At 68.2% G+C, this 20536-nt stretch carries 2 protein-coding genes; both read right to left on the bottom strand.

Going from position 1 to position 20536, the window contains the following annotated elements; translation table 11 throughout:
• Positions 1-11: 11 nt before the first annotated feature.
• On the bottom strand, positions 12-8738 hold the full coding sequence (locus JVX90_RS10805; protein ID WP_205328791.1) for a non-ribosomal peptide synthetase: 8727 nt from the start codon (positions 8736-8738) through the stop codon (positions 12-14).
• A gap of 1 nt (position 8739) precedes the next feature.
• Entirely contained in the window at positions 8740-20415 is an 11676-nt protein-coding gene (locus tag JVX90_RS10810; protein ID WP_205328792.1) for a non-ribosomal peptide synthetase, read from the bottom strand.
• Between the last annotated feature and the right edge of the window lie 121 nt (positions 20416-20536).

Genomic DNA, 20536 nt, shown 5'->3' on the forward strand with positions numbered 1-20536 from the left:
TTACCCTCACCTTAACTGTCGTGGTCGACATGCCTCCGCAGGGCGTCTGCCCAGGCGTCCAGGAGTGCGGCGCTGCCTTCCCCGGCCGAGCTCAGGTGCACCGACGTCTCGTCGACCCGGTACCGATACACGGCTGAATGGAAGAGCTCGTCCCCCTCTGCGACACCGGGGCGCGCCGTCTCGGCGAACTGTCGGGTCACCAGGATCGGAGCTTCGCCGAAGCGTTTCGCCACCCGGCGGCCGTCCCTGCTGCCGTACCGAGCGAGTGTCGACCAACCACGGTCGGCCGCGGGCGTGTCCACCGCACGGTCGAACGTCGTGGTGGACGACAACCATCCGACAGTGCTGCGGTCGGCGCCGACGATCGGACGCAGATCCGCGTCGACGGCGACCGGCTGGCCGGATTCGACGACGGACAGGAAGAGTTCCTCGACCAGGGCCGGGTCGAACTGGCCTACGACTCGGTCGGCCCGATTCCCTCCGGCACTCCCTTCGACCGGCGCGCCGCCGGGATCACGCAGTCCGTCGACCCAGGATTCGATCGCCTCCGATTGCGCGGACGTCGACAGTCGCTCGGCGACGTCGGCCACCGCGGGTCCAGGACGCGGCGCGTCCGCGCCGGCGAGCAGTGACGACAGAGCCGTCAGCAGCGATCGGACCGACCGACTGTCGACGAGTGCCCCGTGGACGGCCGCCACCAAGTGCACACCGTCGGCGCTGGTAACCGACGCGACCCGCACGCCGTCGCCGGACGACACGTCCACGGTGGAGGCCAGCCGGTCGGCGACGTCCGCCACGGCCCGTGTCCGCGGAAGGTCGGTCTGCTCGACGACGACGGCGTCGACGATCCGCCGAGCCGACGGCGGCAACACCTCGGTGAGCCAGACGCGTCCGCGCGGGGTGATGCGTTGACGCAACGCATCGAACGTCGTCACTGCAGTCAGCAACGCGGCATGCACTGCCGTGGGCTCCGGGGCCGCCGGAAGGTCGACGACTCCGGTGCGGACGAACTCGACGAGCGGGACATCACTCGTGCGGAGCCGGTGCTGGTTCGCGGTCGGCGGCGCGGCGATCGGGTCGGACAACTCGAATCCGGAGTGGTGCACCGCACCTTTCGCGATCGCCGCCACCGCTGACTCCCACCGAGCGACGAGGTCGTCGAGAGCCTCCGCGTACAGCCGCCGGTCGGATTCGACGGCGAAGTCGAAGACCAGGGAGCCTTCGACGCGGCGCCCCGTCACGTTGACGACAAGTGGATGAGTGGGCTCCGCGGTGTCGGTTGCGAGGAGTCGCGGCAGGTCGTCGGGCGTGGACCAAGCGTTGTCGCCTGCGGTGCGGGCACCGATCACCCCGCCGAAGTTGAACTGCACCTCTGCGCGGGCGAAGGACTCGAACCGCGCCCTGTTCTCGGTGTCCAGGTAACGCAGCACCCCGTAGCCGAAGCCGCCGTCGGGCACCTCGTCGACCGCTCGACGCGTCTCCTCCACGAGATCGACCGCCAAGATCGGTGCGGTGTTCAGCGCGGCGGCCGTATGCGCGTCGACCCTCACCGGGGTCGGTGTGACCACCGTGAACCATCCCACCGTCGATTCGACGGGCGGCGCGCCCTCGGGCGACGTCCGACCGTGCCCTTCGAGATCAACGAGCACCTCGTCGCCGCCCGCGGTCCCCCGCCAGGACTGCAGTGCAACGGCGAATCCGGCGAGCAGCACCGATTGAGCGAAACCGTCGTGGACTGCCGCGCCCGCTGCAACCGCCGCCCCCGTCTCGGCATCGAACACGCCGACGGCCCTAGTCGGTTCCCCTCGCTCGGGATCCGGACCGACGGGGATCGAGCCGAGCCGCTCCGCCCAGAAGTCGACCTCGCCGCGCGCATGGTCAACGGCGTCGGTGTTGAGATACTCCATCCACTGCAGGAACGAGTCGTCGACCTCCGCCGCTGAGGGCGTGTCAGGCGAGTCGTACAACTCGGCGAGGTCCGCGACGAGGACATCCCAGGACACGAAGTCGACGCCGAAATGATTGACCGTCCAGACGATCACATGGTCGTCGTCGCCTCGGTCCACGACGGCGATAGCGGTGAGCTGCCCGGCCGCCGCGTCGAGTTGCTCAGCGAGGCGTCGGTCGGCATCCGCGACGACCGATTCGAGATCGGCGCCGCGGCGGTCGGCGCCGTTGATCGTCTCGATCATCCGCGGCGTACGGGTCGGATCACCGAGTCGGACACCCGCCTGATCGATGCACAGGGACAGTGCGGCGTGTCGATTGATGACCGCCGCCAATGCAGCGTGCAGTCGTGTCACATCGAGGTCTGCGGGTGCTGTCAGCAGTACCGTCTGCCGGAAGGACGAGAGGTCTCCGCCCGCCGCCAGTTGGCGGTGCATGATCGGCGTCAGCGACGTCGGTCGATGCGTCAACCGACGTTGAGAGCGGGTGTCGTCGTCAACAGGTCGGGACGCGAATGCGATGGCGTCCACCCGCCGGTGATCGAAGACGTCCTTGAGGGTGATCACCACACCGTTTGCGCGTGCCTGCCGCACAACGGAGAGCGCGGAGATGCTGTCGCCTCCCAGGTGGAAGAAGTCGGCGTCGACGCCGACGTCATCGATGCCGAGAACCGATGTGACGGCAGCGTGGACCGCGATCTCAGCCGGGCCGTCGAGGGGACGAGACGCTGAGGACTCGTCTGCGGTCGAAGGCTCGGGCAGCGCGCGCCGATCGAGTTTTCCGTTACCGGTGAGCGGCATCGCGTCGATCCGGGTGATCGCGGCAGGCACCATGTGGACTGGCAGCGACTGCTCCAGGTGTGCACGGATCGCGGTGTTCTCGGCGGGCGATCCGACCCAATACGCACTCAGATACGCATCTCCGCTCGGGCGGCGTCCGACCACGACGCGCGCGGTGGCGACCGCCGGATGCGCCTCGAGAGCCTCGACGATCTCGTGCAGTTCGATGCGGAACCCGCGGATCTTTACCTGCTCGTCCGCCCGGGACGCGTACTCCAGCAGGCCGTCGCTGTTCCACCGCATGAGATCGCCGGTGCGGTACAGCCGATCGCCCGGAGAACCGAAGGGATTCGCGACGAAACGACTTGATGTCAGTCCAGCTCGATGCCAGTAGCCGTCTGCCACCTGAGTGCCGGCGACGTAGAGTTCCCCGACCACACCTACTGGAACGGGCCGCAGTCGGTGATCGAGGACGTACGTCGACAGACCTGGCAACGGCCGCCCGATCACGCTCGCTCCGGACGCCTCGTCACCCGTGACCACGTGGACTGTGGTGTGCACGGTGGTCTCGGTGATGCCGAACATGTTGATGAGGGTCGTCTGGTCGGACGGGTGCGTCTCCCGCCACCTGCGGAGGCGATGGAGGTCGAGCGCCTCGCCGCCGAACACGACCGTGCGCACTGCTAGGCCAGAGGTGTCGTCGCGGTCGCATTCGGCGTCGGTCAACGCGTAGAACGCCGACGGAGTCTGATTGAGCACGGTGACCTGCTGATCACGGAGAAGGTCACCGAACGCTTTCGGGTCCCGCGACGTGGGGTGATCAACAACGACCACACGACCGCCGCTGCACAGCGGCGCCCACATCTCCCAGACGGAGAAGTCGAAAGAGTACGAGTGGAACAGTGTCCACACGTCGTCGGGGCCGAACTCCATGTCGGCGGTCGCGTCGAGCAACGCCACCACGTTCCGGTGCGGAATCATGACGCCCTTCGGCGCCCCGGTCGACCCGGACGTGTAGATCATGTACGCCGAATCTCCGGGGCCCGGGGCACCCGGCAGGTCCGCCGCCGACAGAGGTGCGTCCGACAGCCGGGCGAGATCCGCGGCCGTCTCCGGCGAGTTCAGGACGATGGTCGGGACGTCGGACACGTCCGCATCGAGGACGTCGAGGTCGCTCACCAGTAGCGCCGACGGTTCGCTGTCGGTGAGCAAGTAGGCGATCCGAGCTTGTGGGTACGTCGGGTCCACCGGGACGTAGGTGGCTCCGGCGGTCAACACTCCGAGGATCATGACCACCAGGTCAGGGCTGCGCGGCGACAGGATCGCCACGCGGTCACCGCACCGCACGCCCGCATCGCCGAGGAGCCGGGCCACCCGGTTGGCTGCGCCGACCAGATCGGCGTATGTTCGGCGGTCCTCCCCCATAGCGAGCGCGACCCGGTTCGGCGCCTCGAGCGCGATCCGGGCGACGAGTCGCTCGATCCGAGCCTCACGGGGCGAGGCGATCGCTCCGGCCGAGGACTCCGCTGCGCTGCCTTCGATGTCGAGAGTGGAGAGGCGACGTTCGCTCCCGGCCGCCAGCTCGTGGAGGGTCTGAGCCAACGCGTCGACGTAGCGGCGGGCGGTCTGCTCGTCGAAGAGGTCGGCGGCGAACACGACGTCGAGCGACATGCTCCCCGAGTCGAGCTCGACTATCTCGAACTCCATGTCGAACTTCGCCCAGCTCGCGGGCGTCGGAACGAACTCCACGGCGGCGTCGCCGATGGTCGCAGGCAGACCACGGCTGTTGCGGTAGACGACCATCGTCTGGAACAACGGGTGCCGCGACGTGATCCGTTCGGGATTCACGTGATCGACCACCTGCTCGAACGGAACGTCCTGGTGATCGAACGCGTCGAGGACTCGTCTGCGCGTCCGGGAGAGCAGTTCACCTCCCGTGGGGTCCCCCGACAGGTCGTTGCGGATGACCACGGTGTTGACGAAGAATCCGATGGTGTCGGCCACGGCCGCGTCGCTGCGCCCGGAGACCGGTGTTCCCACAGGCACATCCGGTCCCGCGCCGAAGCGGTCCAGGACCAGCGCCACGGCAGCCTGCGCGAACATGAACTCAGTGACTCGGTGAGCTCGGCACACGCCCTTGATCGCGGTGACGGTCGATGGGTCGACCGCTCGGCTGACCGTGAACCCGAGACGGCCGGTCTCGGCGGGTCGGACCCGGTCGGTCAACACCGGCAACTCGTCGGGCAGATCCTGCAGCGTCTCCCCCCAGTAGGCGAGTCCGGACGCACCGCGAACGTCTCGCGTGCGTTCCTGCCACGCCGCGTAGTCGGCGTACTGCACGGGCAGATCACCGAGGTCAGGCGTCTTTCCGGCAGCCGCGGCACAGTACGCCGTGTCCAACTCTCGGAACAGGATCGGCAGTGACCACTGGTCAAATGCGCTGTGATGGACGACGACGCACAAGATCGACTCGGTGTGGCCTGCCAGGATCGACACCCGCATCGGTGTCTGGCACTCCAGATCGAACGGAAGATCTCGACGCTCAGAGATGAAGGCGGCGATCGTCGAGTCGTCGAAGACTTCCGTGGTGAGAACCTCGATGTGCGGGTCGGTCACGTCGAGGACACGTTGGACGGCTCCGTCGACGCCTTCGGAGAACACCGTTCGAAGCGACTCGTGTCTAGCGACGACAGCCCGCACCGCATGGGTGAGGGCCGCGCGGTCCAACAGTCCCCGCACGCGCAGCGGAATCACGATGTTGTACACGGCGTTCGGGCCGTCGAGGCGATGCTGGAACCAGAGTCGACTCTGCGCCGTCGACAGCGGCGCGGGCGTGCTGCGCTCGGTCCGAACGGCGAATGCGACGAGGTCGGGATCGAGACCGCTGTGGTCGTCCACGGCGAGTGCAGCGGCGTCGATCTGTGCGGCGAGGGCAGCGATCGTCGGATGCTCGAACACGTCGCGCAAGGCGAGCGTGACGTGCCATGTCGAACTGATCGCGACCAGCAGCCTGGTCGCCGACAACGAGTGTCCGCCGAGGGCGAAGAAGTCGTCCGCCGGTCCGATGCCTGCGACACCGAGCGTCTCGCCGACGAGTTCGGCGAGACGTGCCTGTGTCGCGGTGGTGGGCTCAGCCTCACCAGAGACCACCCGTGGTTCGCGCGCGGTGAGCGCCCCACGATCGATCTTCCCTGACGGCGTGGTCGGCATCTCGTCGACAACGACGATCGTGGAGGGCACCAGGTATGACGGCAGCGTCTGTGCCAGCCGGGTCGTCATGTCGGCCGGGTGAAGCACCGTCCGCCCGGTGACGTACGCGACGATCGTGCGATCGCCGGACGGCCCGACCGGCGCGACGACGGCAGAGTCGACCACGCCGTCGAGGGCGGACACCGCCGCTTCGATCTCCCCGAGTTCCACCCGGAATCCGCGAACGGCGACTTGGTGGTCGGTGCGACCGTGATAGCTCAGCGAGCCGTCGGAAGACCACGTCGCCAGGTCGCCGGTCCGGTACAGGCGGGTCCCCGACCCGCCGGGGTCGGCGACGAATCGTTCGGCGGTGAGCGCCGGGCGGCGGTGATAACCACGGGCCACCTGCGACCCGCCGACATAGAGCTCTCCGACCACTCCCGGCGGCACGGGTGTCAGCCACCGGTCGAGGACGGCGAGACGGACGCCGGGCGCAGGCGTACCGATCGTCACGTGGTCGGTCACGTCGGCGAACGTGACATCGCCCGCCACTTCCGACGACCCGTAGGAGTTCGTGACCGTCACTGACGGATCGGCCGCACACAGGTCGCGCACCAGACCGGACGGCAGGTCCTCGCCGCTGGCGATCCAGCGGCGTACCGTCCGCACGCGGTCGCGGCCGATGTCGATCATCGCGCGCAGCAGCGACGGCACTGCCGTCACCTGACTGGCCGAGTGAGCGTCGATGGTGTCGACGAGCGCTCGCGCGTCTTGAGCGGTGTCCTCGTCCACGAGGATCGTCGTAGCTCCGGCGACGAGAGCGCCGAGGAGCTCGGTGGTCCCGTCGATGAAACTCACCGAGCTCTTGGCCAGGCGCACGTCCGGGCCGTCGACCGTCCAGCGGTCGACGGCCCACGCGACACGATCGGCGAGCGCACCGTGGGTTCCGGCTACTCCCTTCGGCACACCGGTGGAGCCGGACGTGTAGACCAGATACGCCTGATCGTCGCGCCGGGGACTCGCCGGGCGACTCGACTGCGGCGGCGGCCCCGCCGGCCGGTCGAGCACACTGACCGAGGCTCGCGACGAATCGAGAACGTCCGCCCACTCCTCGCACAGGACATCCGACGTCAGAATCGTGTCCGGGCTCGAATCGTCGAGCATGAAGCCGACACGCGCCGCGGGATACGACGAGTCGATCGGCACCACACACGCGCCTGCTGTCAGGGTCGCGAGAGTCGCCACCACGTGATCGACCGTTCGGGGAAGCAGCAGAGCCACTCGGCTGTCCGGCCCGACCCCACTCGAGACCAGTCGCGCGGCGAGGTCGTCGGCCTGTCGGAGGAGACTGATGTACGACGTCTCGCCGCCCGCGTCGACGACGGCGACGCGGTCTGCGAGACGTACGGCCGTGGCGCGGAACATCGCTCCCACGGTGGTCGACTCCGTCTGTGTGTCGCCGACCGACCAACTGTCGACAAGTTCCAGTTCGGCTGCGGTCGCGACGGGGACTGTTCGACGCGCGGCGGCTGGGTCCGCCTCGACCAGGCCCGACACGTGAGCGCACAGTCTGTCGGCGAGCACCTCCAGCTGGGCGACCGAGTACAGGTCGGGGTTGGCATCGAGTGAAAACGTGAAGCCGTGCGTCGCATCGCGGTACACCGACAGCGCGACGTCGGTCACCGGTCCCGTGGCAAGGCTCTCCTGGACGGCTCCGATCCCCGCGAAGTCGAGCCGGTAGTCGAAGACCTTGATGTTGATCAACGACCCGACGAGGTGCCGCCGCGCCCCGACCAGACCCGCGTCACGGGCGATGTCCTCCGCTCGGTACGCCTGGTGGCGGCGTAGCTCCCGGAGTCCGTCGGCCACGATCCGGAGTGAGTCGACGATCGACGTCGACCCCGGCAGGTCGATGTGGAACGGCAGGACGTTCGCGGCCAGCATGGGTGTGCGGATCGCGGGGCGCCCGGCGCGCCCCATCATCGGCATTCCGACTACAACGTGGTCGTCACCGCTCGTTGCGCTCTGGACCGACGCCCACGCCAGCACGGCGACGTCGGCCCAGGTGCTCCGAGTCGACGCGGCCAGGGCGTCGATGCGTTCGGCGAGCTCGGCGTCGATCACGCGGCGGCTCTGAATCGGAGTGTGTGGATTGATCTGAGCGAGCTCACCGTCGCCGGACAGCGGCCGGACTACGCCACGGCCGTCGACCGCCCTCCTCCAGTACTCGCGGTCGGCGGCGATCGCATCGTCGTCGCGAACAGACGCCTCGATCACCTCGGCGAGCGACGCGAAGTTCGACTCGGCGCACGCGACTCCCGTGACCGACGCGGTGTAGACCGCAGCGACGCGTTTAGACACGAGGGACAGGCCGTACGCGTCGATGAGGATGTGGTGGATCCGCAGGTGCCACACCCACCGCTCCGAGCCGAGCCGGAAGAGGGTCGATCCGACGAGATCGTCACCTGTCATGGCTCTCGGGACATCCAGGTCGGCGCGCATCGCGGCACGCGCGGCGGCCTCCGGGTCGGTCTCCCCCGACAGATCGACGACTCCCCACGGTTCGGGCCGGTCCGGTGTCGTGACCGTGACGTCACCCTCCAGATCGTCGCCCGCCGTGTCGTCGAACAGGGAGCGGAGCACGTCGGACTCCGACCACGTCCGTGCCCACGCCGCGGCGAAGGCGTCGGGATCAACGGCCCCGTCCAACCACAGGGCCTGTCCGATGTTGAACACCGGGCTGTCCGGCATCAGCTGCTGAGCGAACCAGACTCCCTCCTGTGCGGGCAGCAGGGTGATTCGAGCGAGAGCGGGGGCAGACATCTCAGTCCTCTCCAGGTGTCTGATGCAGGCGGTTCGCCCACCACGGCGACCACGCGGGCACACCCGACGTGGTGAGAAGGTCTTCGTGTCCGACGTCGACACGCTCGACGTCGATGTCGTCGGCGAAGTGTGCACGCCAGCCGGCTGCCATGTCGTCGGCGGTCTCCTCGTGATCGCTGCCGATCACAAGCAGCCCCCGTGCCCGGAGCACACCGTGTGTGGGCGTGGACTCCTGCAGTCGAAGGCAGCGGTCGAACGAGTCCATGAACGCCATGGATTCACTGATCGAGAGCGACGCGAGGGGACCGTCCGACGTCGTGTTGAGCGCCGCGAGTTCGTCGCGTTCCGGCAGACGGTCGTTGGGCAGGTTCGCGTGGGGAAGCCCTGCAAACTGTGCGAACGACGAGCGCACCCGGGTGTCTCGGTCGGCGTCCGCCCAGGTGACGACCGTCTCCGGCGTCACCGCGGGAGTGTCGAGGATCGTCACCGTCTCCACGGCGATCTCTTGTTCCTGCAGCCGCCTGGCCACACCGAACGCGAGGTGGCCGCCGTACGACCAGCCCAGCAGGTTGTACGGCCGAGCCGCACCCGAGTCGATGACGGCGTCCGCATACACGTCGACCAGCTCGTCGAGGGACTCGACGTCCCGGGGTTCACCCGCGTGCGCCGGATCCTGGAGAGCGATCAGTCCGACTCCCGGCGGCAGGTTCGGCCGGAGGGTCGAGTAGACCGTGCCGAAGCCGGAGCTGGCGTGGATCGCGAACACCGTTCCCGCGGTCCCCGACTCGGCGAGCGGCAGCAGAATCGGATCGTCGACCGTCCGCCCTTCGTCGATGGCGGACGCGAGTGCTCCGACGGTGGGCCGACTGAACACGGACTTCAGGGTCAACCCGGCACCGAGGCGGCCGACGAGTCGCGCCGCGAGCAGCGAATGGCCGCCGAGCCGGAAGAAGTCGTCGTCGACAGTGATCCGCGTGGTGTCATCGAGACCGAGGACGTCACGGATCGCCGCAACCACCTCGATCTCCGTCGGTGTCGTGGGTTCCCGCCCGCCTGCCGACACATGAACGGGCTCCGGAAGGGCTCGTGTGTCGAGTTTGCCGTTGGAGGTCACTGGGATCGAGTCGATGCGCACCCACGACGACGGCGTCATGTAGTCGGGCAGCGTGGACGCGGTGTGCGCGATGATCGACGGCTCCACCGTGTCGTCGACGTCTCCGACGACGGTGTAGTACGCCACGAGCACGCGGTCGCCTGCATCCCGCCGGTCTCTGGCGACCACCGCCGCCGACCCCACCGCGGGGTGCTGTTCGACCACCGTGCGGATCTCGTCGATCTCGATGCGGAATCCGCGGATCTTGATCTGATCGTCAACGCGACCCAGGTACTCCAGGTCGCCGCCGGAGTTCCACCTCACGAGGTCGCCGGTCCGGTACATGCGCTCACCTGCGCGGAAGGGGTCCGCGACGAACGCGGCGGCGGTGAGATCTGGTCGGCCGGAGTAGCCCTGCGCGAGTTGGACACCGTCGAGGTACAACTCGCCGACCACCCCGATAGGGGTAGGTGCGAGAGACGCGTCGAGGACCCTCGCTCCGCTGTTGTACGCCGGGACGCCGATCGGCAGACCGCCGCCGAACCTCGCACCGGACGCCAGCAGACCCGCCGTCACGTGTTTTCCGGCGATGCCGACTGTCGTCTCGGTCGGCCCGTACAGGTTGTGGACGATGTCCCCGAACCGTTCGAGAGCTGCAGCAGCCGTCGCGACCGACAGCGCCTCACCGCCGCAGAACACCCGCCTCACGCTCGACAGGTCGACGTCGTCCAGTCCGTGTTCGAGCAATGCGTCGAGCATCGACGGGACGAACTCGACAGTGGTCAGTCGCTCCTCGGCGATCACCCTGGCCAGATAGTCCGGGTCGCGATGCCCGTCGGGTTCCGCCATGACGACGGTGGCGCCGACCATAAGCGGGACGAAGAACTCCCACAGCGAGGCGTCGAACGAGATCGGGGTCTTCTGCAGAATCCGATCATCGAGGTCGATACCGGTGGTCTCCTGTTTCCATCGCAGGAAGTTGACGAATCCGCGGTGTTCGACGACCACGCCCTTCGGCCTCCCCGTGGAGCCGGACGTGTAGATCACGTACGCGACATCTCGGCCGCGGATCGGCCCTCCACGTTCGGCGTCGCTCACCGGTTCCGGGGACGAACTCGCCAGCGTCGAGCGAACTCGATCGTCGCCGAGGTCGAGCACTGTGGGGACTGTCGTGAGCGTGGAGAGGACATCACGGGTGGAGTCGTCGACGACCACGATCCGCGCACCGCTCTGGTCGAGCACGTAGTCGATCCGGTCCGCCGGGTTGGTCGGGTCGATCGGCACGAACGCGGCACCGGACCGGAGCACACCGGCCAGCACTGCGGGCAAGCTGATGCTTCGATGCAGCATCACGGCGACACGATCACCCCGCCTGACACCGGTCGCCGCCAGCGCGCGTGCCAGTCGATTCACCGCGGCGTCGAACTCCGCGTAGTCGAGCCTCTCGCCGCCCGCCCGCACCGCGATCCGGTCCCGGCTCGACCGGGCGACCTCCACGAGCAGTCGGTCGATCGAGGCCTCGGCCTCCAGCGGCACACGCGGCCCGGCAGACCACGCGTCGATGCACGTACGCTGCGCGTGATCGATCACGGACACCGCCGACAACCGTCGATCCGCATCGGTGGCGAACGCTGCGAGCACCGTGCGCATGCCTGCCGCAAGCCGGCGGCCCGTCGCCTCGTCGAACAGCGACGAGGCGCATGAGACCGTCCCGGCGAGGCCCCCGCCGACTCGCTGCTCGCCGAGATCGATCTCGAGGTCGCTCTTCACCGACCCGATACCGATGCGTGTGGCGACGGGTTCCAGGCCCGCGTCGGCGAGGCTGTCGACGGTGGTTCCCATGACGTCGGCGACACGATAGGTGACGAGCGTCTGAAACAGCGGATTGTGAGCACTGCTGCGAGGCGCCCCGACATGACCGACGATTCGCTCGAAGGGCACGTCCTGGTTGGCGAATCCGTTGAGGACGGTCTCCCGAGCTTGCGCCAGCACATCGGAGAGAGTCGGGTCGCCGTCCAACCGATGACGCAGCGGCAACGTGTTCACGAAGTAGCCGACGACTGCGTCGAGATCAGCGTCGCCGCGACCACCGACAGGCGATCCGAGCACGATGTCGTCGCCCGCCCCGTAGCCGCGCATCATGACGGCGACCGCCGCCTGGACCAGCATGTACATGGTGGTGTCGGAACGCTCGCACAGTTCGCGCAACGCCAGCGTGACATCGGAGTCGACCTCGAAGTCGACCGTGAAACCCTCGTACTCGGCGACCGCCGGGCGGGGGCGGTCCACGGCCACCATCGACACCTCGGGTGCACCGTCGACGTGTCTGCGCCAATAGTCCAGCCGCGTCCTGCAGAGCGGGGTGGGATCGTCGACGCTCCCGAACGTCTGCCGTTGCCAGACCGAGTACTGCGCGTAGGTCACGGTAGGAGCGTTGAACTCCGGAACGCCGCCGGACCGACGCGCTCGGTACGCATCACCGAGGTCGCGCAGCAGCGGCGGCAACGACCATTCGTCCACCGCGACGTGATCGATGGCGAGAGCGACGACCGTCCCGGACTCGGACAACTCGGCGCCGACGCCGCGGAACACGGCGGATCGGACGGGGTAGTCGGCACCGGAGGTCACCGGATGCTGGACCCACTCCTCGATTCGAGCGTGGGCGTCGTCCGCGGAGTCGAGAACGAACCGGTCGGGTGCAAGACGGCCGGCGACCTCGTCAGCGGGCACTGCGACCTGTACGAGCTCGCCGCCAGATTCGATGAGCGTGGTGCGCAGAGCGTCATGGCGCACGGTCACGTCGACGAGTGCCGCGAACCAGGCGTCCTCGTCGAAGTGCGCGTCCACGGTGAGGACGACGGGGATCGTGTACACCGAGCCCGGACCCGTCACTTGACCGATCAGCCACAGCGCCTGCTGGCCGAACGATGCCGGAACAACGGATCCGACGGCGACGTCGGCCACCCGGAACGCGTCATTCTCGCTTGGCCCGGCGCTCGCCACCGCGCCGGCGAGCGCGGCGACGGTCGGGCTGTCGAAGACATCACGCAGGGACAGGTTCGTTCCCAGGCTGGAGTTGAGTCTGGACACGATCCGCATGGCGAGCAACGAGTGCCCGCCGAGGCGGAAGAAGTCGGAGTCGGCGTCCACTGTCTCGACCCCGAGGATGTCGGTGAAGGCACCAGCGATCTCCGTCTCGACGTCGCCATCGGGGGCCCGTCCCGGCGCCGGCGCCGCCGAATCCTCGAGCGCTTCGAGTGCGGCGACGTCGAGTTTGCCGTTCGGGGTGAGCGGCAACGCGTCGACGGCGATCACCGCAGACGGGACCATGTGGACCGGTAGGCGGCCGCGGAGGTCTGCGCGCAGGCGATCGGTGTCGAGTGCGGCGGCGCCTTGGGAACCGGGCGTCACGTAGGCGACGAGACGTGCCGAGCCCTGGGATCGGGAGACGACAACCGCACAGTGGCCGACTTCCGGCGCTGCGGAGACGGCCGCTTCGACGTCACCCGGTTCCACACGCGAACCGTTGATCTTCACCTGGTGATCTGACCGCCCGATGAAGACGAGTTGCCCGTCGTCGTTCCACCGAACGAGGTCGCCGGTCCGATACAGGCGATCGCCCGACGCCCCGAACGGGTCGGCGACGAAAAACGCCGCGGTCAGGTCCACCCGGTCGAGGTACCCGCGAGCCAACTGTCTGCCGCCGATGTACAGGTCGCCGACGACTCCCGGAGCGACGGGCCGCAACAGGTCGTCGAGGACCCTGACGACTGTGTCGGCGACCGGGACGCCGATGGGCACTGCTCCGCGGTCCGCGACAGGTGAATCACCGGCTTCGAACGAGGTCACCTCGACGGCGGCCTCGGCCGGGCCGTAGGTGTTCCACACCCGCAGGCCCCATTGATCGAGGATCCGCTCGAGCAACGATGCCGAGAGCGCTTCGCCACCGAGCGACAAGTACTTGACCGCCGACCCGGCCAGCGTCACGCCGTCGTCGAGCATCGCCGCCGCGACGGACGGGACGAGTTCGGCGAACGTGACGTCGCCGGAACTCAGCAGATCGGCGAGGTATCGCAGGTCACGGTCTCCCCCGGCGGCGGCGACGACGACTCTGGCGCCGTACAGCAGCGGCCAGAGGATCTCCGGAATCGCCGGGTCGAAACCGAGCGACGTCTTCTGGAGCACACCGTCACCCGGCTGCAGTTCGAACTCGCACTGGCGCCAGCGGATCAGATTCACGATCGCGGTGTGGTCGACGAGGATGCCCTTCGGACGGCCGGTGGACCCCGACGTGTACACCGCGTAGGCCGCATTGGAAACTCGTGCTCGCGGGGCTCCCGAGATCCCGTCGACAGGCGTCGCGGAGTCGTCGAGCTGATCCACGTTGATCAGGCTGGCGCCGATCGCCGACGCCGCCGACGCGAATCGAGTGTGCGTGCCCGCTGAGACGAGGAGGACCGTCGGACGCGCATCGGCGAGTATCGCTGTGATCCGGTCGTCGGGATACGACGTGTCGATCGGCAGGATCACGCCACCGGCCAGCGGTACCGCGACAAATCCGGCGACCATCGTCGCAGACCTCGGGATCAGCAGGGCGACGCGGTCCTCGGGCTCGAGACCGATGACACGAAGCCTGCGCGCGATCGCGCTCGCGGACCTGTTGAGCTCGCGGTAGGTCAGGCTCTCGCCGTCGGCGACCACGGCGACCCGATCGTCGTATCGGGAGAAGGCATCGACGAGCAGTTCCCCGAGCGGGGCCTCCGCGGCCGGGACGCGCCCCACCCCGGTCGACCACGCGGTGATCGCGGCCGCGTCGAGATCACCCGACACCGCCATCTCAGACAGCCGGAGTGAGGGGTCGTCCGCGAACGCGGTGAGCACCCTCACGAGACCCCGAGCGAGCCGCTCGGCGGTCGAGGAGTCGAACAACGCACGTGCATACGCGATGACCCCGGTCAGCCCGCCCGTCTGCTCGGCGAGGTCGATCTCCAGGTCCGCTTTGACGGTCCCGACCTCCACTCGTTCGGGGAGCGGACCGAATCCGGCGTCGTCGAGGAGGTCCGCGTCGTCACCGATCACTCCATCGACCCGATACGTGACGAGAGTCTGGAACAACGGGTTGTACGCGCTGCTCCGACTGACCCCAGACCGCCCGACGATCATGTCGAACGGCACATCCTGATGAGCGAACCCGTCGAGGACCGTTTCTCTGACTCGCGCGATCACGTCGAGCAGCGTCGGATTGCCGTCGAGTCGGTGCCGTAACGGGAGGGTGTTCACGAAGTAGCCGACGAGGTCGTCCAGCGCGGTGTCGCCTCGGCCGCCGACCGGGGATCCCAACACGATATCGTCTCCCGCACCGAGGCCGTGCATGGCCACCGCGACCGCGGCCTGTACCAGCATGTACATGCTCGCGTCTTCGGCGGCGCAGAGGTCACGGAGCCGGGCGGTCACGTCGGCGGGCACAACGAGGTCGACGCTGAGACCGTCCGAGTCCCACATCGCCGGGCGCGCGCGGTCGGTCGCGATCATTGAGATCTCGGGAGCACCGTCGAGGCGCTCCACCCAGTGGTCCAGTGCGTCTGTCGAGTCGGCCAGCATGTCCTGCTGCCACACCGAGTACTGGCGGTAGCTCGAGGTGAGAGGTGTGAAGTCCGGGACGCTCCCGGCGGCGCGCGCCGTGTAGGCGATGCCGAGATCGCGCAGCAGCACGGGAAGGGACCACTCGTCGATCGACGCGTGGTGGATCGCGAGCGCGACGACCGCAGGGTGGTCCGTGCTTCCAGATCCGGCCTGCGCCGTTCCGATCGCCGCCCGCACCGGGAAGTCGCCCGCCAGGACCGGGCGGCCGACCCATTCCCGAACAACGTCGAGAGGCCGAGTGTGGTCACGGAAGTGAAAGCGGTCGACGTGCAGGCGTTCGTCCACGACATCGGCGGGTGTCACCTCCTGCACCAGTTCGCCGTCCGATTCGAGGAGGACTGTGCGGAGGGCCTCCTGCCTGATCACTACGTCGCGCAGCGCCGCAGTCCAGGCGTTCGGATCGAAGTCGGCCGGCGCTGTCATCACGACCGGGATGGTGTACATCGAACTCGCCCCGGACACCTGGTCGATGAGCCACAACGATCGCTGCCCCGACGACGCGGGGACGATCGACCCGACGACCGTGTCAACCACCGCTGCACGCGCGCCTGCCGACGTGCGGACCGCCGCCGCGATGCCGACGACCGTCGGTGCGTCGAACACCTCGCGCATCGACAGGTCGGCGTCCAGGTCGGCGTTCACTCGGGCCACGACCCGCATCGCCAACAGCGAATGACCGCCGATAGCGAAGAAGTCGTCGACGACAGACACCCGGTCCACGCCGAGGGCACCGGCAACGATGTCGGCCACCGCGGCCTCGAGTTCGTCATGCGGCGCCACGTACTCGTCGTGGGCGACGTCGACGGCGGGCAATGCTCGAACGTCCACTTTGCCGTTGATCGTCAACGGGATCTCGTCGAGTCGCCCGAACGCCGACGGAACCATGTAGTCGGGAAGCCGGGATGCCGCGTGATCTCGGAGGCGATCGACGTCGAGATCGGCGGCATCGGACGCGACGACGTACGCGACGAGCGTCGGCCCGCTCGCTCCGTCGCGGACCACCACCGTCGCCTGCCCGACCATCTCGGATTCGAGCAGCACGTTGGCCACTTCGCCGAGCTCGATGCGGAACCCTCGGATCTTCACCTGGTCATCGGCCCGACCGAGGTACTCGATGCTGCCGTCCGCGCGCCACCGAGCGAGATCACCCGTCCGGTACATGCGCTCACCGTCACCCCATGGGCAGGCCACGAACCTGTCCGCCGTCAACGCCGGCTGGTCTTGGTAGCCGCGGGCCGTGCCCGCACCCGCGAGATACAGTTCGCCGGCCACCTGAGGCAGAACCGGGTGCAGGCTCGAGTCGAGGATGTGGGCACGTGTGTTGAAGATCGGTCGGCCGACCGACGAGACCGTGCTGTCGGCGACGTCCGCCCCCAACGCGTTGATCGTGTACTCGGTCGGGCCGTACAGGTTGTAGCCCTGGACACCTGGTGCGTTCCGGAGTGCGGTCCACAAGACGTCAGGCACAGCCTCGCCGCCGAGAGACACGAAGACGACGCCTTCCGCTTCCGCGGCCACCGATCGCCCGCGTGGGCGGTCGCGATCGAGCAGACCCTGTTCCACGAGGTGCATCGCATAAGACGGAGTGACGTCGAACCCGTCGACCGACGCTGAGTCGTAGTACGCGAGCAGCGCTGCCGGGTCGCGCCGAAGATCTTCGTCGATCACGTGGACCTCGTGACCCGCGAGCATCCAGAACAACTGCTCCCACGACGCGTCGAACGAGAAAGAGGTGGTGTGCGCGATCCGCATGCGCCGCCCGCCCTGGCTCCCGACGACGTGGTCGAAGATCCGCTCGAGGTGATTGGCGTACATGTTGGTGAGGCCGCGGTACGGCACGGCGACACCCTTCGGCCGCCCCGTCGATCCTGACGTGAAGATGATGTAGGCGAGGTTGTCGGCCGTAGCGTGGGTGGGGCGTTCGGCCCGGCTCAACGGGCTCGGATCGAGGGCGGCGATCCGTTCGGCGTCGGCGTCGAGGTCGAGGACCGGACATGCGGTCGCGTCGAACGTCTCCCGGTAGCCCGGGCGGTCACGCAGCGAACCCACGGTGACGATCAGCGTCGGTCGTGCCGCGTCGACCATGTATCCGATGCGGTCGGCCGGGTAGTCCGCGTCGACGGGGACGTACGCGGCTCCGGTCGCGAAGGTCGCGAACATCGCCACGATCATCCGGTGATCGCGCGGCAGCATGAGGAGCACTCGGGCCTCGGGCGACGCGCCAAGCCGCGCGAACATCCGTGCGTGTCTGTTCACCTCGTCCCCGAGCGCAGTGAACGAGAGACGGCGAGGGCCGGCGACCAGCGCGACGTCGTCGCCTCCGCGAGCGACACACTCGTCGAACAGCGTCGCGACGGTGACGTCGCGGACGGCCCGATCACCGCCATTCCACTTCGTGGCCGCGTCGGCGAGTTCAGCCGCGGTCGCGATCGACATGCTTCCCACGGGGGCGGTGAGATCAGTCGACATAGATTCGAGGACGGTCGTGAACCGCTCGGTGAGCGAGGCGATCTCGCCTGCGTTGTACAGATCGCCGCGATACGCGCACCGGATGTGAATGGTCTCGCCGGGATGAACCGCGTACGAGATCGGGTAGTGCGTCGAGTCGGTCAGATCGGCCTGCGTGACTCGCACATCGCCGTCGGGTCCATACGTCCGACTCTCGTCTCGTCCCGGATGGTTCTGAATGATGAACAGCGTGTCGAACAGTGCGCGCAGTCCGGCGGCAGCGTGGATGTCGCCGAGCCCGACGTACGGGTGATCGAGGACGGCCACTGTCGACGTGTTAACGGCTGACAGGAGTTCGCCGATCGACTGCGACGGGCGCGTGCGGACGCGGACCGGCACCGTGTTGAACAGGAGACCGACGATGCGTTCGGATCCGGCCAGTTCGGGCGGTCGGCCCGACACTGTGGTCCCGAACACGACGTCGTCCGAGCCCACCAGCCGCGACAGGACCACACCCCATGCGGTCTGGAGGAACGTGCTGACGGTGACACCGGCGCGTCCCGCCGCCGCGCGGACGCGCTCGCTCAGTTCTGCGTCCAGGTCGTGGTGGTAGTCACGCGCCATCGCCGTCGACGCTGCCGACGCGTCGGCGTCCGGACGGATCAGGGTCGGCTGGTCGATGCCGGACATCTCTCGAGCCCAGACTGCGCGGGCCGCGCCCAGGTCACGTCCGCTCAACCATTCGAGGTAGTCGCGGAAAGGCACGGGCGCCGGAAGATCACGACCTGTCGGGTCGCTGTACAACTCCAGGAGCGTGTCCATCATCAGTCCGGCCGACCAGCCGTCGGCGACGATGTGCTCGAAGGTCACGCACAGCACCGACTCGGTCGCGGACTCCTCGACGAGAAGGAACCGGATCAGGGGCGGCCTGGTCGCGGAGAACGGCCGCGTCCGTTCCTCGGCGAAGAGGACGTCGAGCCCTGCCCGGTGATCCCACTCCGAACTGCGCACAACGGTGAAGTCGGGATCGACGACGGCCGGGACGACCGACAGCGACCGATCACCGAAGGTGATGAAGCCCGCCGCGAGATTGGGGTGGCGGCGGAGCAGCGACGCGACGGCGTCGCGCATCCGGTTCGAGTCGACCGGTCCGGCGAGCCGTAGATGGAACTGTGACGCGTACAGGTCTGTCGTGTCCGACGACTGTGCCGAGGACAGGTGATACAGGAGCCCCTCCTGCAGGGTGGACACCGGCAGGATGTCGCGAACTGCGCCGAACGTCTGCTCGACGGCGGCCCGCGCCGCCGCACTGACCTCGACGAGGGGCTCTGGGACACCCACTCGACGCGCGTCGGCGGGTGGACGCACCCCGGAGCGGACAAGACCATCGACGATCCCCGCACACAATCGATCGGCGTCCACGTCGACGTCCGGAGCGACGACGACGTCCACCGCGACATCGCCGTCTCGACGCGGAATCCACACGGTCACGATCACTCGATAACGGCCGAAATCAGTGATCTCGCCCTTGCGGCTCGTCGGGTCGGGCATCGCGTCACCCGACCGCAGCGCAACCAGGACCTCTGCTTCGGCGAGATCGTCGAAAAGTCCGTCGGCGAGCGGGTTGTCGAAACGGAGAGCGCCGTAGTCCGAGGCCGTCTGTGCATCGACATCGGTGACGGCGCCGTCCGATTCAAGGACCTCGGTCGACAGCAGGAGCGGGAACCGGCGTCGGATTCGGCCCGGCACTGCCACCAGATCCGGTGTCCGCGCGGGCTCTTCAACGTCCACCAGCAGCCCGTCGCCGAGGTCGCCGGAGAGGCCTCGGGCGACGACGAGTGCTCGGCCCACGAGTGCGGCGACATCACCGTGCGACGACCCTGTCGCCCGCCTGGCCACCCGCGCCGATCGCACGGCGGCTTGTGTACCGCGTCCGCCACCGCGGGCGACCTGTGCGGGTTCGAGATCCTCCAGTTCGTCGGCGAATCGATGCCAGTGGTCCCGATCGAACACGTCACTGGACTTGTTGCGGGCGGAGAGTCGAGCCGCTTCCGCGTCGACGTCGCCGACGACGGACTCCATCGGCCGTCCGCCGTAGTGTGCGTGTGCCAGGTCGGCGATCACGTCGGACGCGCCGTCGAGCCACACCTCGTCGACGTCCGATGAGGTCACAGTGATCGAGAAGTCGGCGATGCGCCCGAGTGGATCGATCACTCGGCGGACCGAGATCGACGCGCCCGCGTCCGACCGCACGCCGGAGAGGTGCTCGGCCCAGTGCGCGTACGCCTCCCCCGCGATGTCGGCCGGCAGGCCGACGACGCCGGGCACTTCGACGACGAGGGAGTCTGCACCGAACACGCACCCGGCGTCGACGTCCGCGTCGGCGAGAAGATCGAGCGTTGCGCCGCGATACGCTACGACGACGGCGTCCGCGCCATCGAAGGACGTCTCGCCGCGATCGGAACCTGTCACCGTGCTGAACGTCTCGGTCATATGAGAAAAGCCCTCCGTGCCACCATCGGCGAATCGCTGGAAAGTTAGCTTAGGCTATCTTAACTGATGGCGATCTGCCGGTGCGGCCCGGAGGGCTCCCACCCCGTGTGACGCCGCGAGC

It is taken from the genome of Gordonia sp. PDNC005 (assembly GCF_016919385.1).
GTDB lineage: Bacteria > Actinomycetota > Actinomycetes > Mycobacteriales > Mycobacteriaceae > Gordonia.